Genomic DNA, 22,409 nt, shown 5'->3' with positions numbered 1-22,409 from the left:
TTGTCTTTACATAAAAAATATGATATTTATTATTCTCTAATAGATAATTTCTTTACTCATTTAATAAAAAAATAACCTATTTCGAACCATAAATATCATACCCAAATTTAAAGATTTATTCCAAATCTTCCTTTACTACTTCGTCCATTTCTTTCAAACGTTTTTCACGTTCTTTCTTCGTAAGATGTTTTTTATCTTTATATACATTATCCGCACGGCTGGAAACTTCTTCACTCCATTCTCCAAACTGATTGGATGCGGGACGTCCGTTCGGCTCGATATTTTCTTCGGCAATCGAGTCGTTTCTATTAATCATATCATCCATAATGTTTTTACTTTTAATGGTTTACCGTATTACTACAATAAAACAAGGAGAAAAGTTCCCTTTTTTAATCATTTTTGGGAGAGTTTTTTCTGCAAATGCTCCCGATAAGCCTGAACACGGAACGGGACATAAAGGGTATAATTTGTTTCCACCGCTTTATTTTCAGTCGTTGCCGGTATCCAATTCGGCATTCCTTTAACAATGCGCAATACCTCTTCCGCAAATCCGGAATGGGTGGACTTTAAGATATGAGGGCGAAGGACAACTCCCGTTTTATCAATAGTAAATTCACAAAGTACATAGCCTTCTATATTCTTTGCCAATAAACTTTCCGGATAGATCATTTCAGCTTCTACATATTCTTCCGGGGTGCCGGAAGAAAACTTAGGAGTCACTCCTACCAATTTACCGGAATTGGTCACAAGTTGAGGACCTACTTCATAAATACCAACATATATCGGACGTTTATGAGCATTCGGTTGTTCTTTTGTACGTTTCTGCAATTCTTTCAACAAAACATCTGCTTCATTCGCTAATGCATCTTCAGAAATACTCTCACCTATAGTTAATAAATAGGCTGATTGACAAACCAACACAAGACGTTCCATCAAAGATCCTTTTTCCGGTGACCACTTCCGCCCGCTTAAAACATTACCTTTATTATCTACCGAAGTAAAATAATAAACAATACCATCCAAACCTGCAGTAGAGCCATCCAAATCTTGAATCTGACTAGTCACCAATCGAAAAATGATTCCTAAAGACAAATACAAAGACTGACTGATAAAAACTGATTTCTTTTCCACTTTTACTGTTCCTTTCTCCGCTTGCCAGTAAGTACGTGACAATGTATTTGAAATCAGACAATAACGTCCATTTTTCTTTTCAACCGACATAGCATATTCAGGTGAAAAAGAAGGAATAACTGTAAATCGAGCATAAGGTTGTTGCTGAAAACCTGTGTTTAACAAAGAAAATACGTTCCGGTAATATTCTCCTAGTTCGCCCGGATAGGTATCTAAAGGTTTTACCGGTTCCAAGTAATCAGTCTGGGCCGGGAGATGAAAAGAAAAAAATAAAAAAAGAAGAAATATAACAATCTTTTTCATATATTGTCGGTTTTCGGTGTAAGTCGGCAACAAAGATACAAAATATTTCGAAGGTTAATGATAAAATTGTATCTTTGCACGGTTTTTACCAAGAAACTGAATAACAATACATCAAAAATATGATAGCTAAGATTGAACAACTTCTGAAAGAGGTGGAAGCAATGCATGCCTCTAATGCCGAAGAACTTGAAGCTCTCCGCATTAAATATCTCAGTAAGAAGGGTGCCATTAATAATTTAATGGCTGATTTCCGTAACGTAGCTGCCGAACAGAAAAAAGTAGTCGGCATGAAATTGAATGAATTAAAAACTATGGCGCAGGACAAAATCAATGCGCTAAAAGAACAGTTCGAGAATCAGGACAACGGTTGCGACGGAGTAGATTTGACACGTTCGGCTTACCCCATGGAACTCGGTACCCGTCACCCGCTTTCTATTGTAAAAAATGAGATTATCGATATTTTCGCCCGTTTAGGATTCAGTATTGCCGAAGGTCCGGAAATTGAAGATGACTGGCATGTGTTCTCTGCACTGAATTTTGCAGAAGACCACCCTGCGCGTGATATGCAAGACACTTTCTTTATTGAATCTCACCCGGATATTTTACTGCGTACTCACACTTCGTCTGTACAGACTCGCGTGATGGAAGCTTCTCAGCCCCCTATCCGTATCATCTGTCCGGGACGTGTATATCGTAACGAAGCAATCAGCTATCGTGCACACTGTTTTTTCCACCAGGTAGAAGCTTTGTATGTAGATAAAGAAGTATCATTTACTGATCTGAAACAAGTATTGTTGCTCTTCGCCAAAGAAATGTTCGGGGCAGATACAAAGATTCGTTTGCGTCCATCTTATTTCCCGTTCACTGAGCCTAGTGCCGAAATGGATATCAGTTGTAACATTTGCGGTGGTAAAGGTTGTCCGTTCTGCAAACATACCGGTTGGGTGGAAATCCTAGGTTGCGGTATGGTAGATCCTAACGTACTGGATGCTAACGGAATCGATAGCAAAATATACAGTGGTTATGCTCTCGGTATGGGTATTGAACGTATCACTAACCTGAAATATCAGGTAAAAGACCTCCGAATGTTCTCTGAAAATGATACACGCTTCTTAAAAGAATTCGAAGCAGCATATTAAAAATCCAAAGCGGTCTATAATCCGCTAACAGAATTTATTCGGGAAAAACCTAACTAATGATAATGACCCAGGACTTTGTCCTGGGTAAATTTATCTCAGAAAAGATACGCATCCTAACAAGGCTGCTGAATATACTATTCATTTATGGCAAAAGATAGACTCATTACATCCAGTTACTGTTTCATCTTGGCAGCCAATTTCTTACTCTACTTTGGATTCTGGTTGCTGATTCCTGTTTTGCCGTTCTACTTGTCTGAGTTTTTTCAAGCGAGTAATTCTACTATAGGCATGGTGCTCTCTTGCTATACGGTAGCAGCACTTTGTATTCGCCCATTTTCCGGTTATCTACTTGACACATTTGCCCGTAAACCTCTTTATCTATTTGCATACTTCATTTTTATGCTGATGTTTGCAGGATATCTGATTGCCGGCAGCCTTACCTTATTTATTATAGTCCGAATCATTCATGGTGTTTCTTTCGGAATGGTAACAGTAGGTGGAAATACAGTTGTCATTGATATTATGCCATCCTCACGCAGAGGAGAAGGATTAGGATATTATGGACTTACCAATAATATAGCTATGTCTATCGGCCCGATGTTCGGGCTATTTCTTCATGATGCTGGAATAACTTTTGATACAATTTTCTGTTATTCACTTGGTTCCTGTATTTTAGGACTTCTGGCTGCGAATCTGGTAAAGACACCTTATAAGCCTCCTGTTAAACGCGAACCGATTTCTTTAGACCGTTTTATTTTATTAAAAGGATTACCTGCCGGATTTAGCTTATTATTGCTTTCCATCCCTTATGGAATGACAACCAATTATGTTGCCATGTATGCCCGCCAGATTGGCCTCAATACTCAAACCGGTTTTTTCTTCACCTTTATGGCAATTGGAATGGCAATTTCACGAATATTTTCAGGAAAAATAGTTGATCGGGGAAAGATTACACAAGTAATTACAGCAGGACTCTACCTCGTTGTATTCAGTTTTTTTCTACTTGCTTCCTGTGTGTATCTGGTTCATTGGAATGATAATGCCTGTATGATTATCTTTTTCGGAATCGCCTTATTACTTGGTATCGGATTCGGAATCATGTTTCCAGCTTTCAATACATTATTTGTAAATCTGGCCCCTAACAACCAGCGTGGAACAGCAACTTCCACTTACCTTACATCTTGGGATGTAGGCATTGGTATCGGAATGCTGACAGGAGGTTATATTGCCGAAATCAGCACTTTCGACAAGGCATATCTTTTCGGAGCTTGCCTGACCGTAGTATCTGCTATTTACTTCAATTTAAAAGTAACACCTCACTACCATAAAAATAAACTAAGATGAGAAAAACAGAACGTTATGAAAAGGTAATTGCCTGGTTTCAGGAAAATATGCCGGTAGCCGAAACGGAACTACATTACAATAATCCCTATGAGTTACTTATTGCAGTAATCCTCTCTGCACAATGCACAGATAAACGGGTGAATATAATTACCCCACCACTATACAAAGATTTCCCAACTCCGGAGATACTTGCCGAAAGTACACCGGAAGTGGTTTTCGAATATATCCGAAGCGTTTCTTATCCGAACAATAAAGCCAAACATCTAGTTGGCATGGCGAAAATGCTAGTAAAGGACTTCAACAGTGAAGTACCTGATAATATGGAAGATCTGATAAAATTGCCCGGAGTAGGAAGAAAGACGGCAAATGTTATTCAATCGGTTGTATTCAACAAAGCGGCAATGGCAGTAGATACACATGTATTCCGTGTCAGTCATCGGATTGGACTGGTATCCGATAGTTGTAAAACTCCGTTCAGTGTTGAAAAAGAATTAATGAAGAATATCCCGGAAAGTTTAGTAGCAAAAGCTCATCATTGGCTTATCCTTCACGGTCGTTACGTTTGTCAGGCACGAACTCCTAAATGTGACACCTGCGGTTTACAAATGATGTGCAAATATTTCTGTAACACCTATAAAGTTGCAAAAGAGGCACCAAAAGCCAAGAATAAATAACGATTTAATAGTAAGGAACGGAAATAAATAGTAACTTTGCGGTCAATCAAAAAAATGATGAACTTAAACACTTTTTAAATAAAATAGAGTATTATGCAGACAATTGACAAATTCAATTTTGCCGGTAAAAAGGCATTTGTTCGCGTGGACTTCAATGTACCTCTGGACGAAAACTTCAACATTACAGATGACACTCGTATGCGTGCAGCTCTTCCTACTTTAAAGAAGATTCTGGCAGACGGCGGTAGTATTATCATCGGTTCTCACTTAGGCCGTCCGAAAGGCGTTGCCGATAAATTCTCTTTAAAACATATCATCAAACATCTGTCAGAATTACTGGGCGTTGAAGTTCAGTTCGCTAATGACTGTATGGGCGAAGAAGCTGCTGTTAAGGCTGCTGCATTACAACCGGGCGAAGTTCTGCTTCTCGAAAACCTCCGTTTCTATGCTGAGGAAGAAGGCAAGCCAAGAGGTTTGGCAGAAGATGCAACAGATGAAGAAAAAGCTGCTGCTAAAAAAGTTGTAAAAGAAAGTCAGAAAGAATTTACAAAGAAACTGGCTTCTTATGCTGATTGTTATGTAAACGACGCATTTGGTACTGCTCATCGTGCTCATGCTTCTACAGCGCTGATCGCTAAATACTTCGATGCAGATGATAAGATGTTCGGTTACCTGATGGAAAAAGAAGTGAAAGCCGTTGATAAGGTATTGAATGACATCAAACGTCCGTTCACAGCTATCATGGGTGGTTCTAAAGTTTCTTCTAAAATCGAAATTATCGAAAACCTGTTGAACAAGGTAGACAATCTGATCATTGCAGGTGGTATGACTTATACATTTACTAAAGCAATGGGTGGTAAGATCGGTATCTCTATTTGTGAAGATGACAAACTTGACCTCGCTTTGGAACTGGTAAAGAAAGCTAAAGAAAAAGGTGTAAATCTAGTATTGGCTGTAGATGCTAAGATCGCTGACGCTTTCTCTAACGACGCTAATACTCAGTTCTGTCCTGTTAATGAAATTCCTGACGGATGGGAAGGTCTTGATATTGGTCCTAAGACTGAAGAAATCTTCGCTAACGTTATCAAACAATCTAAGACTATTCTTTGGAACGGTCCTACGGGTGTTTTCGAATTCGATAACTTTACTCACGGTTCACGTACAGTAGGTGAAGCGATCGTTGAAGCAACTAAGAACGGTGCATTCTCACTTGTAGGTGGTGGCGACTCAGTAGCTTGTGTAAACAAGTTCGGTTTGGCTGACGGCGTATCTTATGTTTCTACTGGTGGCGGAGCATTGCTCGAAGCAATCGAAGGAAAAGTTCTTCCGGGTATTGCTGCTATCAAAGAATAAGTCCAATTAGTGGAAATAGTGTTAAAATCTAAAATATAGATTAAAGGGCAGTTCTTTGTGAAAAGAATTGCCCTTCATTATACATATTAAGGTATGAAAAAGCTGATACTCGTGTTCTGTATCTTACTTTCTTTCCTTTCTTCTTGCCAGAGAAAAAAAGGAGAAAGTTCTTTTCTGCCTCCATCCGAATTACAACCGATCACATTAGGAGTGATGCCAACTTTAGAAGGATTACCTTACTACATCGCTCAAAAACAAGGTATCTACGACTCGTTAGGATTAAAATTAACGATCTTTCCTTTTTATTCTGCCAACGATCGGGATGCTGCATTTCAGACTCATCAGGTAGACGGTATCATTACTGATTATTCGAGTGCTGTAATATTGCAAGCCAACCATCACACCAATCTAAGACTGATTCAGAAAAACGACAGTTATTTTTGCTTTATCGTTTCTAAAGAAAGTAATATCAACCAATTAAAACAACTTAAAGAAAAAAATATCGCTGTATCGCGGAATACAATTATTGAATATGCAACCGATTTATTATTAGATAAAGCAGGAATAAAATCTTCAGAAATAAACAAACCGGAAATAGGGCAAATTCCTCTGCGTTTACAAATGTTAGACTTTAATCAGCTAGACGCTTCCTTTCTACCCGATCCCGCTGCTTCTGTTGCGATGGATAATGGACACTGTTCTTTAGTTAGCACCCGGGAATTAGATATTGACTTTACTGTCACCGCTTTTTCCCTAAAAGCCCTGAATGAAAAAAGAAGAGAAATCGAATTACTTATTACAGGTTACAACCTCGGTGTAGGCTATATCAAGACTCATCCACAAAAAGAATGGGAACAAGTGTTAGTAGAAATAGGTGTCCCAGAAAATCTAACCGGATTAATCGCACTTCCTGCTTACAAAAAAGCGACACAACCCTCACCGGAAGCAATAGAGAAAGCCGTAAATTGGTTAAAAGCTAATCATCGCATACCTAAATCATATGAAGAAAATAATCTAATAGACACAACATATATTCACTCCCAACTAACCACAATGCAATAATAACGACGTATGCAAAAGACAATTCTTCGATTCCCAATCATCGTACTAAGTATACTAAGTATGCATAGTACCCTTATCGCTCAGGAAAACAAAACGATCAGCCAGGTCGTCAATACTTTGAAAGAACGAATCATCTTGCAGAAACAAAATAATTATATTGCGGGGCTACAATATTGGTTTTATCCCAAATGTCGTTTGCAGACACAATATACATTCTGCGACAAAAAAGAAAATGGACTTAAAAACTCCAATCTGAAACAAATACAAGTCAGATTTTAGAGACTTTCTTTCATATCCTTTTTGGCATCCTTTTTGTTATAGAATAAACAGTATTTATTCATATACTGAAATAAATAGTTGAACAATGATGAACGAAAAAACAATTAATGAACAATACGCATATATACGTACCCTTCTTGAAGGTCAAAGACTCAAAGAAGCATTAATGCAGTTAGAGTCTTTACTCTGGCAATGTCCCAATTGGAATTTACGGACACAGCTGGAACAACTTCAGACTTCTTACAAATATATGCTAGACTATATGCGCCAGGGGGTCAATGACCCTGAACGTTGGAATGTATATCGTAAACTTCTAGCGGATACGTGGAGTATTGCCGATCAGTCACGCTTGCTGATGTTAGATAATTCTTCTTCAAGATATTATCATGAGGTACGCCGGACTCCCCGTACGGATGGACTGGCAGCTTATGATCTCAAAAAGCTGTTACATATATTGGAATCATTCAATGACGATCTGGCAGTAAGCGGACTTCTATCCGAGGCAAAAACACTTGAAGTTATGAAACGTCATGAAGACACCCTCAAATTTCTTTTCCTGGAAGGCTGGACAAACAGTTCATGGAATTCACAAGAAGAAGAGGATGCAAAAGCCATGCTTGCTTCGGAACAACTATTGATCGATGATTTGTGCTTATTTATCAGCGCAATCATGCTTAGTCTGATGGAATGTTTCGATTTACGTAAAATCATGTGGCTACTGGATGCATACTCACATCCAAATATCAATGTGAGACAACGAGCACTGGTGAGTCTTGTTATTATCTTCCATATTCACAGGAATCGTCTTAACCTCTATACTGAATTACTCAAAAGAGTAGATCTCATCGCGGAAGATCCTTTCTTCCAAAGAGATGTCGCTCGTATCTACCAGCAAATGTTGCTTTGCCAGGAAACGGAGAAGATAGATAAAAAAATGAGAGAAGAGATTATTCCCGAAATGTTGAAAAATGCTTCGTCCATGCGAGATACACGTTTTGGCATTGAAGAAAATGAAGAAGAAAACAATGACAAGAATCCGGATTGGGAAGAAGCTATTGAAAAATCCGGCTTAGGTGACAAGCTGCGTGAAATGAACGAATTGCAGTTGGAAGGTGCTGATGTATATATGAGTACGTTTGCCGGTCTAAAAAGTTATCCGTTTTTCCGGGAAGTACATAATTGGTTTTATCCTTTCACTAAACAACAATCCGACGTACATAATATGTTGAAATCAAAAACAAACGAAAAAAATAGCTTGTTAGATATACTGCTTCAATCGGGATTTTTTAGCAATAGTGATAAATATTCGCTCTTCTTTACTATCCAACAGTTGCCCAAGTCACAGCAAGACATGATGTTAAGCCAGCTTAATGAGCAGCAGGTGGCAGAATTAACAGACAAGTCGAATGCAGATACACTGAAAAAGTTCTTCGAAAGACCGGGAACTGTCAGCAACCAATATTTGCATGACTTATATCGTTTTTTTAAACTCAGCGTACGTCGTCATGAGTTCAGGGATATATTTAAAGAAAAACTTGATCTGCACCATATTCCCGCACTCGACAATGTACTTTATTGGGACGAAATATTATTTCCGATTGCAGACTTCTACATAAAAAAAGAACGCTGGAATGAAGCAATTGAGATTTATGAAGAACTAGAATCTATTGAAGCTTTAGACAAGAATGCTGCGGAATGCTATCAGAAACTTGGATTTGCTTTTCAAAAGCAAAGAAAATATGCAGCTGCGATCGATGCTTATCTAAAAGCGGATACATTAAAACCAGATAACATTTGGACCAATCGTCATCTGGCGACTTGCTATCGCCTGAACCGAAATTATCAAGCAGCACTAACCTATTATAAAAAGGTAGAAGAAGTAGCTCCGAATGATACTAATGTAACGTTCTATATTGGTAGCTGCCTCTCCGAACTTGGACTAAATGAAGAGGCATTAAACTATTTCTTTAAATTGGATTTCATGGAAAATAACAGTATCAGAGCATGGCGTGGTATTGGCTGGTGTTCATTTATTGGATTGAAATATGAACAAGCTATAAAATACTACGAAAAAATTATAGACCATATGCCATTGGCTATTGACTTCATGAATGCCGGACACGTTGCCTGGGTAATGGGAGACATTCAGAAAGCTGCCGTCTTTTACGGAAAAGCAATAACTATAAGTGATAGTAGGGAACAATTTCTGGAAATGTTTCACAAAGACGAAGGAGCTCTTCTCAAACAAGGTATTCGAGAAGAAGATATACCTTTGATGCTGGATTTATTATAATCATCATAGATAACGAACCATCGAAATAGTAAGTTGAGAACCTAACTAGTAATAGCTCAGACATTTAATTAATTCTGAGCTATTATTATGAGTGTATATGATCTTTTAAACTCCCAAATCATTATAACCAGTAAAAGTCTGAACAAATGCCACGAATAAATCATCAAAGTCCGTATTACCCCGAAGATTTGATTTCCATTGTAACTATACTATATTACAGTTTCTTCAACTCTACATATAATTTCTGTATGGGAAGTCCCATAATATTATAAAAACTACCAGAGATAGATTTAACCCCTATATATCCAATCCATTCCTGTACCCCGTATGCTCCCGCTTTATCCATTGGTAGATAACGGTCTACATAATATTCAATCTCTTTGTCTGATAAATCGTCAAACTGTACATCAGAAACAACCGTAAAACTTTTCTGCCAATCTATTGTAGTCAAACAGACCCCTGTAAAAACCTGGTGGAGTTTTCCCGAAAGATCACGTAACATTTCAATAGCCCCCGCTCGCCCACTCGGTTTTCCAAGAACTTTTCCATTCAGCCAGACGATCGTATCTGCTGTAATCAATAATTCTTTTGGCTTCATCAAGGATCGGTAAGCATCAGCCTTTTCTCTCGAGATGTATTCGGGAATTTCCCCTCCAACTAATGTATCAGGATATGATTCGTCTACATCAGGTAATGTTCTCACCACATAATCAACACCTAAACCCGACATCAATTCTTTTCGGCGGGGAGAATTAGAGGCCAATATAATATCATATTTCTTCAAGTTATCAAGCATAGCAATCTCAATATTAATAATATAACTATAGATAAAATTTCTATTAACCGTAAACTGATCTTATATTCTATTCTTACCAACCGAAGGCATCTTGCGCCATCCATTTGCCATGTGCTTTCAGCACTTGTTCTATCACATCACGTCCACAACCACGACCACCATCGGCATAAGATATATATTTTGCAACAGCTTTCACCTCCGGCACAGCATCTTTCGGACAACATGGTAATCCGCATTCACGCATCACTTCTATGTCGGGAACATCATCCCCCATGTACAAAATCTCATCATCGGATAAACCGTATTTATCACGGAAAACACGATAATCGTGAATCTTCACAGACGAACCCATATATAAATCCTTCACTCCCAATGCTTCAAAACGAATACGTACTGCTTCTGTCCGCCCACCGGTTATTATAGCAATATAAATTCCCTTCTTCACAGCCAGTTGTAAAGCATAACCATCTTTTATATTCACTGTACGCATCGGCTCTCCCGAAGGATGCAACGGAACAGTAGTTGAACTCAATACACCGTCTACATCAAAAGCCAATGCTTTGATACGGGATAAATCATAATTAATGGTGCTCATGAATACTTTTACTAATTAATTTATAGATTTCTTGCAACTTCGGAGTATCTTCCAGCATTGTAAGATGATGATTAATCACATTTTCGTCATAACGCACCGCAGGTCCCGTTTGTGCATCATGCGGAGCCAACTCGTGTACTTTACGCGCCGTTTCATCAATTAAAGGCAACATGACTTCAAAAGGCAAATGATACTTATCAAGTAATTCGGCTGCCAAAGCATACATATGATTTGTGAAATTACATGTAAAGACAGCTGCCAGATGTAAACTCTTTCGCTGTTCAGATGTTACTTCATATACCTTTTCAGAGAGAGTTCCGGCAATGGCTTTCAATAACTCGGCATCTTCCTGACTATTCGCTTCTACAAAGAAAGGTACCTCTTCAAAATTTACTTCTCGCTGCTTACTGAACGTCTGCATAGGATAAAAAACTCCATACCGCTCTGCATAACCTTCCCAAATAGTCATAGGAACACTTCCGGCAGTATGTACTAATAAAGCTTTCCCCTTTCCTTCCGAAATCTGAGGCAGTAACTCCACGAAAGCAGCATCCTTTAACGAGACTATATATAAGCGTGCCTCTTTCGATATTTCCTGCAAATCCGTAGTAAATTCAGCTTCTATCTCTCGTGCTAAGGTACATGCAGACTCTTCCGTACGACTATAAACCTGCACAATACGAAATCCTTTTCGATAAAGCGCTTTTGCCAGATTAGTAGCCAAATTTCCGGCACCGATAAATACTATTGGAGTATCTTCAACACTTCTTTTCATCTTCATTTCTCCATATTATCGACTTGCAACTAACAATAAAATACCTCCTACTAATAGTAATGCAAGCGGCAACAAATAACCCGACAACGAACCAAGCAATGACATCACTAATCCGATATTCATAACCAGCCAAAGTGCTAGTAATACACATCCTACCGACTTGTCCCGTTTAAAAATCAGAAAACAAATAGAAGCATACAACAGTAGATTGTCTTTATTCATCACCCAAGGTAACCCGATAGAAGCAAAATGAATTAGCTTATCAATCAAATAAAGTAATCCAATGACTATCAGAGAAACGGCAGTAGCCTTATAAGTATCCTTATGATTATTTGCTTTTGCAGTAGCCATCTTTATTTTCCCCCAAACTTATTGATATGAATTTTTTCCCATTGTAAATGCTCTTCATTGAAAGGTTTCCGTTCCATCCCTTTATAACCGATGGCTATCACAGAAAGAACCTGAAGTTGCAAAGGAATATCCAATACTCCATGAACAAATTCGTCAGATGGCATTCCAGTTGCTGTAAAACGTTCACGAACCTGTACCCAACAACTACCCAATCCCAAATCTTCAGCCTGTAGTTGAATCATAACAGAAGCAATAGCAGCATCCTCAATCCAAACATCGCTCGCCAATGGATCCGCTGTCACGACAATCGCCAAAGCTGCATCGGCTATAAAAGCAGAAGCTTGTTCTTTACAATGTGACAATTCTTTCAATATCTCTTTATCATCTACTACAACAAACTGCCAACTATTACTACGCTTGGATGTGGGCGCCATCAATGCTGCCTTCATCAAAGTTACTACCTGATCCTGAGTGAGTTCTTCATCAGTAAACTTACGCATACTGCGACGGTTCTTTATCAATTCACTGAAATTTTCCATATTATTTTGTGGTTTCATATGATTAATGTATGCAAAGATAGTGTAAACCGAGCGTAATAAGAAATAAAAGTTTGTTTTTCATTTTCCATTATCAAAGTACTACCCACTCTATGAAAAGGCTGGGAATACCTCTGTAAAATGAAGAATTAATTGTATCTTTGCATCAAGAAAAGAGAAATGAATCATGAAAAAACGAATTACACAAGACGATTACATTAAAGCGAATCGCAAAGCCAGCCGGGAGGCTGAAATAGAGATGTACGGTCACCCTATCTGTCATAAGAGAGTGCACCAGTCAAAGAAAGTATACAACCGCAAAAAGATAAAGGCAGCTAATAATAAGCTGCCTTATTTATTTTATTAAAATGCCTTTAATGATCTAATAGGAATTAAATGATTCTCGATAATTCCCCGGTAGTAGAGTCAATGATAAATCCATGCACTTTTACATCTGAAGGAATCAAAGGATGACGGACTATAAAATCTACCGTACCACGCACTGACTTTTCCGTATCTTCAAAACCATCCAACCAAGAATGAAAATCTACCCCACAAAAACGCATCATATCAATGTAATCGGCATTGACTCCACGAGCTTCCATCTTCTCAATCATTTCCTCACTATGCATATGACAAGCGCCACAATCGGAATGAGCAATTACCATAACTTCTTCGACTCCCAGCTCATAAATTGCTACCAACAAACTACGAATGACACTGCCAAAGGGATGAGAAATGACACCCCCAGCATTCTTAATCATTTTCACATCTCCATTCTTTATACCCAATGCAGCTGGAAGTAACGCAGTCAACCGAGTATCCATACAAGAAAGAATCGCTATCTTTTTATCGGGATATTTATTGGTTATATACTCTTTATATCCTTCATTCTCTACAAACTGTTTATTGTAGGCTAGCATTTCTTCAATCATAATTTTAATCAGTGTTTAAAGGTTAGTAGACATACAAAGATAAATTTCTTTTTCAGTTATTACATTTTCAACAAAAATATTCCTCTTTTTGTTGAAAGACAAATAAAAAGTGTAAATTTGTACTTATGCCACTTAAATTAACTACATATTATCGTGGAAAGGATATTCCCGATTTACCGGGAAAAAACACATTTCATTCAAAAGAGTTGTTTCTGATTTATGAAGCGACTCCAGGGTATATACCTCTCCTAATTGTAGCAACAGAAGACGATAAACCAGTGGCACGCTTATTGGCTGCCATTCGTAAAACCCGGAAGTGGCTTCCCTCCTCACTCACCAAACAATGTGTTGTATATGGATCAGGCGAACTGTTATTTGAGCCTTCGCATCTCAACAAAGAAAAGGAAGAAGAAATCTTTGGAGAGATTCTTGAACATCTGACTCAGGAGGCTTCTCGTACTTGTCTTCTCATCGAATTTAGAAACCTGGAAAATTCGATGTTCGGCTATCGTTTTTTCCGAAGTAACGGATATTTTCCGGTCAATTGGTTGCGTGTCCGCAATTCTCTTCACAGCATGAAAAAAGTAGAAGATAGATTTAGCCCATCCCGCATTCGCCAAGTAAAAAAAGGACTTCATAACGGAGCAATAGTGAAAGAGGCACACACCGTAGAAGAAATAAAGGAATTTTCACACATGCTGCATAAAATATATTCATCCCGTATACGCCGCTATTTTCCTAATAAGGACTTTTTCAGTCACATGCACAACCTGCTAATCAAAGGAAAACAAGGAAAAATATTCATTGTCAAATATAAAGAGAAAATCATTGGAGGAGCTGTTTGTATCTACTCCGAAGATAATGCTTATCTCTGGTTTTCGGGAGGAATGCGAAAAACTTATGCGTTACAATACCCAGGTATATTAGCCGTATGGAAAGCATTAGAAGATGCACACGAACGTGGCATCAGCCACATGGAATTTATGGATGTGGGACTACCATTCCGCAAGCATGGTTATCGTGATTTTGTACTCCGTTTTGGGGGTAAACAAAGTAGTACACGTCGTTGGTTTCGCGTTAATTGGGATTGGCTCAATAAGTTACTGGTCAAATTCTATGTATAAATGCAATCTCAGGATTGCAAAAGCTCCTTCATCCTCCATTCTTACCACTTTTTATCTTTTATTCTCCAATAATTAAATGCTGAAAAATTTCTTTATTAGATAAGAAATGTCTTTCTTTGTGCTTGTTTTATGCTATACAAAAACTGATTTAAAACCAATTTAAAATAAATTCGTTATGAAGATTTCACACATTGAGCATCTGGGCATTGCTGTAAAAAGCATTGAAGAAGCCCTTCCTTACTACGAAAATGTATTAGGTTTGAAATGTTACAACATCGAGACAGTAGAAGACCAAAAAGTAAGAACAGCTTTCTTAAAAGTAGGTGAAACAAAAATTGAGTTATTGGAGCCAACTTGCCCTGAAAGTACTATTGCTAAATTCATTGAGAATAAAGGAGTGGGTGTGCACCATATTGCATTCGCAGTAGAAGACGGTGTGGCTGATGCTTTGGCAGAAGCAGAAAGCAAAGAGATCCGTTTAATCGACAAAGCTCCCCGCAAAGGTGCAGAAGGATTGAGTATCGCTTTCCTTCACCCGAAATCTACTTTGGGAGTATTAACAGAACTCTGCGAACACTAATCTATAAACTCTAAAAACTACAAGAACTCATGAGTAATCAACTTGACAAAATTAAAGAGCTTATCGAACGCCGTGCCGTAGCGCGTATTGGAGGCGGTGAAAAAGCAATTGCCAAACAACATGAAAAAGGTAAATACACAGCACGCGAACGCATAGCTATGTTGCTTGACGAAGGTAGCTTCGAAGAAATGGATATGTTCGTTGAACATAGATGTACCAACTTCGGCATGGAGAAAAAACATTATCCCGGCGACGGTGTAGTAACTGGCTGCGGTACAATCGAAGGTCGTCTGGTATATATCTTCGCACAAGACTTTACCGTTTCGGCCGGTTCATTGTCAGAAACCATGTCTCTTAAGATCTGTAAGATCATGGATCAGGCAATGAAGATGGGTGCTCCTTGTATCGGTATTAACGATTCAGGTGGTGCACGTATTCAGGAAGGTATCAATGCATTAGCAGGTTACGCAGAAATTTTCCAACGCAATATCCTTGCTTCCGGTGTGATTCCTCAAATCTCAGGTATCTTTGGTCCTTGTGCAGGTGGTGCGGTTTATTCTCCGGCACTGACTGACTTCACATTGATGATGGAAGGTACTTCTTATATGTTCCTTACCGGACCGAAAGTTGTAAAGACTGTAACAGGCGAAGATGTATCCCAGGAAAATTTAGGTGGTGCAAGCGTACACTCTACTAAATCCGGTGTTACTCATTTCACAGCTTCTACTGAAGAAGAAGGTTTGGCTCTAATCCGCAAATTACTAGGTTATATCCCTCAAAACAATTTGGAAGAACCTCCTTATATCGATTGTACAGATCCAATTGACCGTCTGGAAGATTCACTGAACGAAATCATACCTGACAATCCGAATAAGCCATACGATATGTATGAAATTATCGCTGCTATTGTCGATAATGGTGAATTCCTTGAAGTTCAGAAAGATTTCGCAAAAAATATCATCATCGGTTTTGCACGTTTCAACGGACAATCTGTTGGTATTGTTGCTAATCAGCCCAAATACTTGGCAGGTGTACTAGACAGCAACGCTTCCCGTAAAGGTGCGCGCTTCGTGCGTTTTTGTGATGCATTCAACATTCCTATCGTATCATTAGTAGACGTTCCGGGATTCCTTCCGGGAACAGGACAGGAATATAATGGTGTTATCCTGCACGGTGCAAAATTGTTGTATGCTTACGGAGAAGCTACTGTTCCCAAAGTAACCGTCACTCTGCGTAAATCATATGGTGGTTCTCACATCGTAATGAGTTGTAAACAACTTCGTGGCGATATGAATTATGCATGGCCAACAGCCGAAATCGCTGTTATGGGTGGTGCTGGTGCTGTAGAAGTACTTTATGCAAGAGAAGCTAAAGAACAAGAAAATCCGGCTCAATTCCTTGCGGAAAAAGAAGCAGAATACACTAAATTATTTGCTAATCCTTATAATGCAGCTAAGTATGGCTATATCGATGATGTTATCGAACCGCGTAATACTCGTTTCCGTATCATCCGTGCCTTGCAACAGTTACAGACTAAGAAATTAGCCAATCCTTCTAAGAAGCATGGTAACATTCCATTGTAAACATTAAAAAGAAAAACGATTATGAATAAAACCAAAATCGGAATATTCCTTTCCTTGTTGATGTTGATTGGTTTGTGCTCTTGCCAAGAACAAAAATCAAACAATAAACTGCTATTGAATGAAGTACTGATCGACAACCAAAGTAACTTTCAGGACGACTACGGATTACACAGTGCATGGATTGAAATATTCAACAGATCATACGGTAGTGCCGATCTGGCCGGCTGGCTGCTCAAAGTAAGCAATCAGCCCGGGGATACTGTAACATACTTTATCCCTAAAGGAGACGTACTAACCTTGGTAAAACCGCGCCAACACGCTTTATTCTGGGCAGACGGCGAACCTAACCGTGGAACATTCCACACCAACTTCAAATTAAATACACAGACTGACAACTGGATTGGTTTATTCGATTCAGGGCGTAAGTTAATTGACCAAATTGTGGTTCCTGCAGGAACTCTGTCCGCTGACGAATCGTATGCACGTGTCAGCGATGCTGCCGGTCAATGGGAAGTAAAAGGTGGATCTCCTGACAAATATGTGACTCCAAGCACTAACAACAAAACGATCAACAGTAATGCCAAAATGGAGAAATTCGAAGAGCATGATGCTGTCGGTATCGGTATGTCTATTTCTGCTATGAGCGTTGTATTTACAGGTTTAATTCTTCTTTATATCGCTTTCAAAATTGTTGGTAAAATCTCTGTCAATCTGAGCAAACGTAATGCAATGAGGGCTAAAGGTATCGATAAGCATGAAGCGAAAGAATTGACACAAGCTCCGGGCGATGTTTATGCTGCTATTGCTATGGCTCTGCATGAAATGCAAAGTGATGTACACGATGTAGAAGAAACAGTGCTGACCATCACTCGTGTGAAACGTAGCTATTCACCATGGAGTTCGAAGATTTATACACTGCGTGAAACTCCCAACAAAAAGTAAGTCACTCAATAAAAAGATAAAACGATGAAAGAATATAAATATAAAATCAATGGTAACTTATATAAAGTAACGATTGGAGATATTGAAGATAATATCGCTCATGTAGAAGTGAACGGTACTCCTTATAAAGTAGAAATGGAGCAACAACCGGTGAAGCAAACTGTAGTGAAGCCAGTTGTACGTCCGGTATCGACTGCTCCCGCTACTCCTACTACGCAAGTAGTAAAACCTGCTGCAGCTTCCAGCGGCAAATCAGGTGTGAAATCTCCACTTCCTGGTGTGATCCTCGATATTAAAGTGAATGTAGGTGACACAGTAAAGAAAGGACAGACTATTATCATCCTAGAAGCCATGAAAATGGAAAACAATATCAACGCTGACAAAGACGGTAAAATTACTGCTATCAACGTAAATAAGGGAGATTCAGTTCTTGAAGGTAATGACCTCGTAATTATTGAATGATATGGGAGATTTTATTAGCTTTTTAGGAAACAACTTAGCTGACTTCTGGACTTATACGGGATTTGCGAACGCTACCATAGGACATATCGCCATGATTGTGATAGGTTTGTTTTTCATCTATCTGGCAGTTGCTAAGGAGTTTGAACCGATGTTACTGATTCCTATCGGATTCGGTATTTTAATCGGTAATATACCTTTCAACATGGAAGCCGGTTTGAAAGTCGGTATTTATGAAGAAGGTTCTGTGTTGAATATATTATATCAGGGAGTAACATCTGGTTGGTATCCGCCACTCATATTCTTGGGTATTGGTGCCATGACTGATTTCTCGGCGCTGATTTCGAACCCGAAATTGATGTTAATCGGTGCAGCTGCACAGTTTGGTATTTTTGGTGCTTACATGATTGCACTGGAAATGGGATTCGATCCGATGCAGGCTGGTGCTATTGGTATCATTGGTGGGGCTGACGGTCCAACGGCAATCTTCCTTTCGTCTAAACTAGCACCTAACTTAATGGGAGCGATTGCTGTATCTGCGTATTCTTATATGGCGTTAGTACCGGTGATACAGCCGCCTATTATGCGTCTGCTCACCACGAAACACGAACGTTTGATCCGTATGAAACCTCCACGTGCTGTTTCTCATACAGAAAAGGTTATTTTCCCGATCATCGGTTTGCTGCTAACTTGCTTCCTAGTTCCTTCCGGCTTACCTTTGTTAGGTATGTTATTCTTCGGTAACTTATTGAAAGAAAGTGGTGTAACTCGCCGTCTTGCTAATACAGCAAGTGGTCCGTTGATTGATACAATTACAATTCTGTTAGGTCTGACTGTAGGTGCTTCTACACAGGCATCAGAGTTCTTGACTTGGGATTCTATCAAGATTTTCGCTCTAGGTGCATTGTCATTTGTCATTGCTACTGCTTCGGGAGTACTTTTTGTTAAATTCTTCAATTTATTCCTGAAGAAAGATAACAAGATTAACCCGTTGATAGGTAACGCAGGCGTATCTGCCGTTCCCGACTCTGCGCGCATCTCTCAAGTAGTAGGTTTAGAATATGATTCTACCAACTATTTGTTAATGCACGCTATGGGGCCGAACGTAGCAGGTGTAATCGGTTCAGCTGTTGCTGCTGGTATCTTACTTGGATTCTTGATGTAAACAAATCATCTATCATTATAAAAAAGCCTCTCTCGCGAAATCGAAAGAGGCTTTTTTTATTACACCTCAACATATTCACATCATCTCCTTCTGATATTTTTATCACGTTAATTTATACAAACCACCCTACGGACATTTCGTAAACACAATTATTTTAGTAACTTGCACTATCATAAACAACAACCTAAAATAATCATTTACGAAACAAATCCTTCTTCTTTTATTCCTCTGTTCCACTACCCTATTAAGGGCTCAGCACATGGAGCAAATTCAGGAAGCAATGGCTAACTATGATTATGAAACAGTACTTTCTCTCATTGAGCAAAAAGAACAGACTGTCCCGCTACTCTTACAAAAGGGAAAAGCTTTACGAGGGCTAGGATTAAATAAAGAAGCCCTCACTGCCTATATATAAACAGGTGATATCCAGAGACACGACCAATACACGCGCATTTATCGAAGCCGCAGTTTTTTGCCGAAAACTAGTGCAAAACAATCAAGCACTAAAATACTACGAACAAGCAATTGCTTTAGCTCCTAAAAACAAATATGCACGTATTCAATACATTACTTTACTTTTATCTTTAGAGAAATATCAAGAAGCGTTAAAAGAAAGCTATTTGATGATCGAAACAGATAGTTCCGCCACCATCTTACACTTACAGGCACAGTGTTTTGAAGGAATGAAACAAATCTTACCAGCTATTGATTGCTACTATAAGATTCAGGAAAAATATGCATCCGACTATTTATCGGCAGCTAAACTAAGTATTCTCTGCGTTACCAACTCTTTTATGATAAAGCCATTGAAGTGACAGAAAAATATCGCTAAATTGATTCTACTAATATCGCTATCAATCGTCTAAATGCTTTAGCTTATTGCTTAAAGAAAGATTATCCCAACGCTATCCAGCGTTATAAATGTCTCTTCGATCAAGGAGATAATGCTTTCCAAACTTGTTTTTACCAGGAAATCAATGACTATGCAGTCGATAAGTATTATGAAGCCCATGTGCCCTTAGGAACAGCCCTTAAGCAAGAACCAGAGAATATCGACTCCTCTATTATCAGGGAGGTACCTATGCTTAAACATCATGAAAAAAACAAGGAGTAGAATCTCTGGAAAAAGCAATTAACCTAGCTATTCCCAGAGATAGCGTAATGTCACGTCTTTATATCGGAATGACTGATTGTTATAAGATGGCTCAAATGTACCAAAAACAAATAGAATCCATTCAAGAACGTTATAAGAAATATGATAGGGAGAACCACAAATTATTATATGAAATAGTCTATATTTACTTTTATAATCTAAAAGATAAAAAGAATACAAACGGTATTTGGAAGCATTCCTGAAAACACGCCCCAAGAATGAGAAAGAAAATCAAACGGAAAAATATGAGGCGGAAAGTCGTATATTGAGAGAAGCCAGTTAGTATAATACTGCTGCCAATTGGTTGAAAGATCTTCAAAGCAAACAAAAGATAGAAGATTTTTCCTGAACGGAAAGCCTGTATCTGCCGGAAAAAAATAAGAAAAGGCTGCAACCTTCAACAGATTGCAGCCTTTCTTTATGATAAGATTCGCTAATTAGTTAGCCAATTTATTGTCTGAACCTAACACATTGATAATTTTGTGTTTGTACAGTTTTTCCATATTGTCACGAGCCGGACCAAGATACTTACGTGGGTCGAATTCAGCTGGTTTTTCAGCGAAAGTCTTACGAATAGCAGCAGTCATAGCCAAACGTGAGTCTGAATCAATGTTGATCTTGCAAACTGCAGAAGTAGCAGCTTTGCGCAACCATTCTTCAGGAATACCGATAGCAGCTTTCAAGTTACCACCAAATTTGTTGATTGTTTCAACCTCTTCCTGAGGTACAGAAGATGAACCATGCAGAACGATAGGGAATCCCGGAAGTTTTTCCATAACAGCATCCAAAACCTCGAATGCCAATGGAGGAGGAACCATAACGCCTGTAACAGGATCGATATGACATTGTTCCGGAGTAAATTTGTAAGCACCATGAGAAGTACCGATAGAGATAGCCAATGAATCGCAACCTGTACGAGTAGCGAAATCAATTACTTCTTCCGGGTCAGTATATGTGTGATGTTCAGCAGAAACTTCGTCTTCTACACCAGCCAATACACCAAGTTCACCTTCTACAGTTACATCAAACTGATGTGCGTATTCTACAACTTTCTTAGTCAAAGCTACATTTTCTTCGTAAGGAAGATGAGAACCGTCGATCATTACAGAAGAAAAACCTGAGTCGATACAAGACTTACAAGTTTCGAAAGTATCTCCGTGGTCAAGGTGAAGAACGATTTCAGGATGAGCACAACCTAATTCTTTTGCGTATTCTACAGCACCCTGAGCCATGTAACGCAACAAAGTAGCATTAGCATATTGACGAGCACCTTTAGATACCTGAAGAATCACCGGAGACTTAGTTTCAACAGCAGCCTTAATGATAGCCTGCATCTGTTCCATATTGTTGAAGTTGAAAGCCGGAATTGCATATCCGCCTTTGATAGCTTTAGCAAACATTTCTCTTGTGTTTACCAAGCCTAAGTCTTTGTAATTTACCATTTTGTTTAAAATTTATTGTTAGTGAATAAAAATTCTACGCAAAAGTAAACATTATCCTGTTAATAACGAACGCTAGAAAAGAAAATATAGTCGAAAAACGTTCAAATCACTCTACTAAATCCTTGCAAAGAGTACTTCCGACATAATATTGTAATGTCTACCTTGCAAATATACGTTCAAGGTAAATTTCCCATCGCAACAAATTTGTTATTGATATACTTAAAGAAAATTATTGTAAAATTCATTTTTTTAGTATCCTAAACATAGTGTTTTCACATACTAACATTAATAGATATATCTATGGAACGAATTAGTAATAGGCAAACAAGAAATTAATTACAGGCAAGCAAACAGAAAGAACATAGTAATAAAGAAAAGACTAATTTAAGTAGCAA

General features: G+C 38.6%; 22 protein-coding genes and 2 pseudogenes. 15 read left to right on the top strand and 9 right to left on the bottom strand.

The features are described from left to right. Positions 1–115 precede the first annotated feature (115 nt). Both EJF25_RS22830 and EJF25_RS22825 read right to left on the bottom strand, forming a co-directional pair. Positions 116–325 carry a hypothetical protein gene (locus EJF25_RS22830; RefSeq protein WP_125042984.1) on the bottom strand — a complete coding sequence of 70 codons (210 nt, stop codon included), beginning with the start codon at positions 323–325 and terminating at the stop codon, positions 116–118. Positions 326–393: 68 nt separating this feature from the next. Beyond that, on the bottom strand, positions 394–1,434 hold the full coding sequence (locus EJF25_RS22825) for an energy transducer TonB (RefSeq protein ID WP_125042982.1): 1,041 nt from the start codon (positions 1,432–1,434) through the stop codon (positions 394–396). Positions 1,435–1,553: 119 nt separating this feature from the next. Here EJF25_RS22825 and EJF25_RS22820 point away from each other — a divergent pair, with 119 nt between their 5' ends. From EJF25_RS22820 to EJF25_RS22790, 7 genes and pseudogenes are all read left to right on the top strand, one after another. Continuing rightward, positions 1,554–2,573, top strand: a complete 1,020-nt coding sequence (locus tag EJF25_RS22820) for a phenylalanine--tRNA ligase subunit alpha (RefSeq protein ID WP_125042980.1) — start codon at positions 1,554–1,556, stop codon at positions 2,571–2,573. 144 nt (positions 2,574–2,717) lie between these two features. Next, positions 2,718–3,917 (top strand): MFS transporter, encoded by a 1,200-nt coding sequence (locus EJF25_RS22815; protein WP_125042978.1) that lies wholly within the window; start codon positions 2,718–2,720, stop codon positions 3,915–3,917. Next, positions 3,914–4,591: an endonuclease III gene (gene nth, locus EJF25_RS22810; RefSeq protein WP_125042976.1), complete on the top strand. Its 678-nt coding sequence runs from the start codon at positions 3,914–3,916 to the stop codon at positions 4,589–4,591. Before EJF25_RS22815 ends, nth begins: the two co-directional genes overlap by 4 nt. Positions 4,592–4,684: 93 nt before the next feature. Beyond that, complete coding sequence (locus EJF25_RS22805; RefSeq protein WP_125042974.1) at positions 4,685–5,944, top strand: phosphoglycerate kinase; 1,260 nt, start codon at positions 4,685–4,687, stop codon at positions 5,942–5,944. Positions 5,945–6,037: 93 nt separating this feature from the next. Next, positions 6,038–7,006, top strand: coding sequence for an ABC transporter substrate-binding protein (locus tag EJF25_RS22800; RefSeq protein ID WP_125042972.1), 969 nt, complete (start codon positions 6,038–6,040; stop codon positions 7,004–7,006). A 141-nt stretch (positions 7,007–7,147) separates the two neighbouring features. After that, positions 7,148–7,285: pseudogene (locus EJF25_RS22795) on the top strand (porin); the annotation flags it as partial. A gap of 85 nt (positions 7,286–7,370) precedes the next feature. Further along, on the top strand, positions 7,371–9,578 hold the full coding sequence (locus EJF25_RS22790; protein ID WP_235016898.1) for a tetratricopeptide repeat protein: 2,208 nt from the start codon (positions 7,371–7,373) through the stop codon (positions 9,576–9,578). Between the two features lie 214 nt (positions 9,579–9,792). On the opposite strand, the gene EJF25_RS22785 is transcribed toward EJF25_RS22790, so the two are convergent. The 5 genes from EJF25_RS22785 to EJF25_RS22765 form a co-directional block, all read right to left on the bottom strand. Then, the gene (locus EJF25_RS22785) at positions 9,793–10,374 is read right to left on the bottom strand and encodes a Maf-like protein (protein WP_125042970.1); all 582 of its coding nucleotides are present in this window, start codon (positions 10,372–10,374) and stop codon (positions 9,793–9,795) included. A 73-nt stretch (positions 10,375–10,447) separates the two neighbouring features. Next, positions 10,448–10,969, bottom strand: a complete 522-nt coding sequence (locus tag EJF25_RS22780) for a KdsC family phosphatase (RefSeq protein ID WP_125042968.1) — start codon at positions 10,967–10,969, stop codon at positions 10,448–10,450. Continuing rightward, positions 10,956–11,744 (bottom strand): Rossmann-like and DUF2520 domain-containing protein, encoded by a 789-nt coding sequence (locus EJF25_RS22775; RefSeq protein WP_125042966.1) that lies wholly within the window; start codon positions 11,742–11,744, stop codon positions 10,956–10,958. Before EJF25_RS22775 ends, EJF25_RS22780 begins: the two co-directional genes overlap by 14 nt. A gap of 15 nt (positions 11,745–11,759) precedes the next feature. Beyond that, a complete protein-coding gene (locus EJF25_RS22770; protein WP_125042964.1) occupies positions 11,760–12,095 on the bottom strand; it encodes a hypothetical protein in 336 nt (111 codons plus the stop codon). A 2-nt stretch (positions 12,096–12,097) separates the two neighbouring features. Continuing rightward, the gene (locus EJF25_RS22765; protein WP_125042962.1) at positions 12,098–12,634 is read right to left on the bottom strand and encodes a nitroreductase family protein; all 537 of its coding nucleotides are present in this window, start codon (positions 12,632–12,634) and stop codon (positions 12,098–12,100) included. Between the two features lie 184 nt (positions 12,635–12,818). On the opposite strand from EJF25_RS22765, the gene EJF25_RS22760 reads away from it, so the two are divergent. Then, positions 12,819–12,998, top strand: coding sequence for a hypothetical protein (locus tag EJF25_RS22760; RefSeq protein WP_125042960.1), 180 nt, complete (start codon positions 12,819–12,821; stop codon positions 12,996–12,998). A gap of 25 nt (positions 12,999–13,023) precedes the next feature. On the opposite strand, the gene EJF25_RS22755 is transcribed toward EJF25_RS22760, so the two are convergent. Beyond that, the gene (locus EJF25_RS22755) at positions 13,024–13,566 is read right to left on the bottom strand and encodes a beta-class carbonic anhydrase (RefSeq protein ID WP_125042958.1); all 543 of its coding nucleotides are present in this window, start codon (positions 13,564–13,566) and stop codon (positions 13,024–13,026) included. 125 nt (positions 13,567–13,691) lie between these two features. On the opposite strand from EJF25_RS22755, the gene EJF25_RS22750 reads away from it, so the two are divergent. The 7 genes and pseudogenes from EJF25_RS22750 to EJF25_RS22720 all read left to right on the top strand — a co-directional run bounded on the left by EJF25_RS22750 (position 13,692) and on the right by EJF25_RS22720 (position 20,921). Further along, positions 13,692–14,690, top strand: coding sequence for a GNAT family N-acetyltransferase (locus EJF25_RS22750; RefSeq protein WP_125042956.1), 999 nt, complete (start codon positions 13,692–13,694; stop codon positions 14,688–14,690). Between the two features lie 175 nt (positions 14,691–14,865). Continuing rightward, complete coding sequence (gene mce, locus EJF25_RS22745) at positions 14,866–15,270, top strand: methylmalonyl-CoA epimerase (RefSeq protein WP_125042954.1); 405 nt, start codon at positions 14,866–14,868, stop codon at positions 15,268–15,270. Positions 15,271–15,299: 29 nt separating this feature from the next. Further along, positions 15,300–16,853 carry an acyl-CoA carboxylase subunit beta gene (locus EJF25_RS22740; RefSeq protein ID WP_125042952.1) on the top strand — a complete coding sequence of 518 codons (1,554 nt, stop codon included), beginning with the start codon at positions 15,300–15,302 and terminating at the stop codon, positions 16,851–16,853. A gap of 21 nt (positions 16,854–16,874) precedes the next feature. Beyond that, on the top strand, positions 16,875–17,795 hold the full coding sequence (locus EJF25_RS22735; protein ID WP_125042950.1) for an OadG family transporter subunit: 921 nt from the start codon (positions 16,875–16,877) through the stop codon (positions 17,793–17,795). A gap of 24 nt (positions 17,796–17,819) precedes the next feature. Next, the gene (locus tag EJF25_RS22730; protein WP_125042948.1) at positions 17,820–18,257 is read left to right on the top strand and encodes an acetyl-CoA carboxylase biotin carboxyl carrier protein; all 438 of its coding nucleotides are present in this window, start codon (positions 17,820–17,822) and stop codon (positions 18,255–18,257) included. A gap of 1 nt (position 18,258) precedes the next feature. Then, complete coding sequence (locus EJF25_RS22725; protein WP_073349793.1) at positions 18,259–19,419, top strand: sodium ion-translocating decarboxylase subunit beta; 1,161 nt, start codon at positions 18,259–18,261, stop codon at positions 19,417–19,419. A gap of 259 nt (positions 19,420–19,678) precedes the next feature. Further along, a pseudogene (locus EJF25_RS22720) lies at positions 19,679–20,921 on the top strand (tetratricopeptide repeat protein). Between the two features lie 88 nt (positions 20,922–21,009). Here the strand turns inward: EJF25_RS22720 and EJF25_RS22715 are convergent. Then, complete coding sequence (locus EJF25_RS22715) at positions 21,010–22,014, bottom strand: class II fructose-bisphosphate aldolase (protein ID WP_125042946.1); 1,005 nt, start codon at positions 22,012–22,014, stop codon at positions 21,010–21,012. Positions 22,015–22,409 lie beyond the last annotated feature (395 nt).

Origin of the sequence: Bacteroides faecalis, assembly GCF_003865075.1 — a bacterium.
GTDB lineage: Bacteria > Bacteroidota > Bacteroidia > Bacteroidales > Bacteroidaceae > Bacteroides > Bacteroides faecalis.
The sequence above is the reverse complement of the archived record's forward strand: the minus strand, read 5'-3'. Positions and strand labels throughout refer to the sequence as shown.

What these genes read in the sequence shown, in the direction of transcription:
- EJF25_RS22830 (WP_125042984.1), bottom strand. Translation starts at nt 325, where the DNA reads ATGGATGATATGATTAATAGAAACGACTCGATTGCCGAAGAAAATATC.
- EJF25_RS22825 (WP_125042982.1), bottom strand. Translation starts at nt 1,434, where the DNA reads ATGAAAAAGATTGTTATATTTCTTCTTTTTTTATTTTTTTCTTTTCAT.
- EJF25_RS22820 (WP_125042980.1), top strand. Translation starts at nt 1,554, where the DNA reads ATGATAGCTAAGATTGAACAACTTCTGAAAGAGGTGGAAGCAATGCAT.
- EJF25_RS22815 (WP_125042978.1), top strand. Translation starts at nt 2,718, where the DNA reads ATGGCAAAAGATAGACTCATTACATCCAGTTACTGTTTCATCTTGGCA.
- nth (WP_125042976.1), top strand. Translation starts at nt 3,914, where the DNA reads ATGAGAAAAACAGAACGTTATGAAAAGGTAATTGCCTGGTTTCAGGAA.
- EJF25_RS22805 (WP_125042974.1), top strand. Translation starts at nt 4,685, where the DNA reads ATGCAGACAATTGACAAATTCAATTTTGCCGGTAAAAAGGCATTTGTT.
- EJF25_RS22800 (WP_125042972.1), top strand. Translation starts at nt 6,038, where the DNA reads ATGAAAAAGCTGATACTCGTGTTCTGTATCTTACTTTCTTTCCTTTCT.
- EJF25_RS22790 (WP_235016898.1), top strand. Translation starts at nt 7,371, where the DNA reads ATGATGAACGAAAAAACAATTAATGAACAATACGCATATATACGTACC.
- EJF25_RS22785 (WP_125042970.1), bottom strand. Translation starts at nt 10,374, where the DNA reads ATGCTTGATAACTTGAAGAAATATGATATTATATTGGCCTCTAATTCT.
- EJF25_RS22780 (WP_125042968.1), bottom strand. Translation starts at nt 10,969, where the DNA reads ATGAGCACCATTAATTATGATTTATCCCGTATCAAAGCATTGGCTTTT.
- EJF25_RS22775 (WP_125042966.1), bottom strand. Translation starts at nt 11,744, where the DNA reads ATGAAAAGAAGTGTTGAAGATACTCCAATAGTATTTATCGGTGCCGGA.
- EJF25_RS22770 (WP_125042964.1), bottom strand. Translation starts at nt 12,095, where the DNA reads ATGGCTACTGCAAAAGCAAATAATCATAAGGATACTTATAAGGCTACT.
- EJF25_RS22765 (WP_125042962.1), bottom strand. Translation starts at nt 12,634, where the DNA reads ATGGAAAATTTCAGTGAATTGATAAAGAACCGTCGCAGTATGCGTAAG.
- EJF25_RS22760 (WP_125042960.1), top strand. Translation starts at nt 12,819, where the DNA reads ATGAAAAAACGAATTACACAAGACGATTACATTAAAGCGAATCGCAAA.
- EJF25_RS22755 (WP_125042958.1), bottom strand. Translation starts at nt 13,566, where the DNA reads ATGATTGAAGAAATGCTAGCCTACAATAAACAGTTTGTAGAGAATGAA.
- EJF25_RS22750 (WP_125042956.1), top strand. Translation starts at nt 13,692, where the DNA reads ATGCCACTTAAATTAACTACATATTATCGTGGAAAGGATATTCCCGAT.
- mce (WP_125042954.1), top strand. Translation starts at nt 14,866, where the DNA reads ATGAAGATTTCACACATTGAGCATCTGGGCATTGCTGTAAAAAGCATT.
- EJF25_RS22740 (WP_125042952.1), top strand. Translation starts at nt 15,300, where the DNA reads ATGAGTAATCAACTTGACAAAATTAAAGAGCTTATCGAACGCCGTGCC.
- EJF25_RS22735 (WP_125042950.1), top strand. Translation starts at nt 16,875, where the DNA reads ATGAATAAAACCAAAATCGGAATATTCCTTTCCTTGTTGATGTTGATT.
- EJF25_RS22730 (WP_125042948.1), top strand. Translation starts at nt 17,820, where the DNA reads ATGAAAGAATATAAATATAAAATCAATGGTAACTTATATAAAGTAACG.
- EJF25_RS22725 (WP_073349793.1), top strand. Translation starts at nt 18,259, where the DNA reads ATGGGAGATTTTATTAGCTTTTTAGGAAACAACTTAGCTGACTTCTGG.
- EJF25_RS22715 (WP_125042946.1), bottom strand. Translation starts at nt 22,014, where the DNA reads ATGGTAAATTACAAAGACTTAGGCTTGGTAAACACAAGAGAAATGTTT.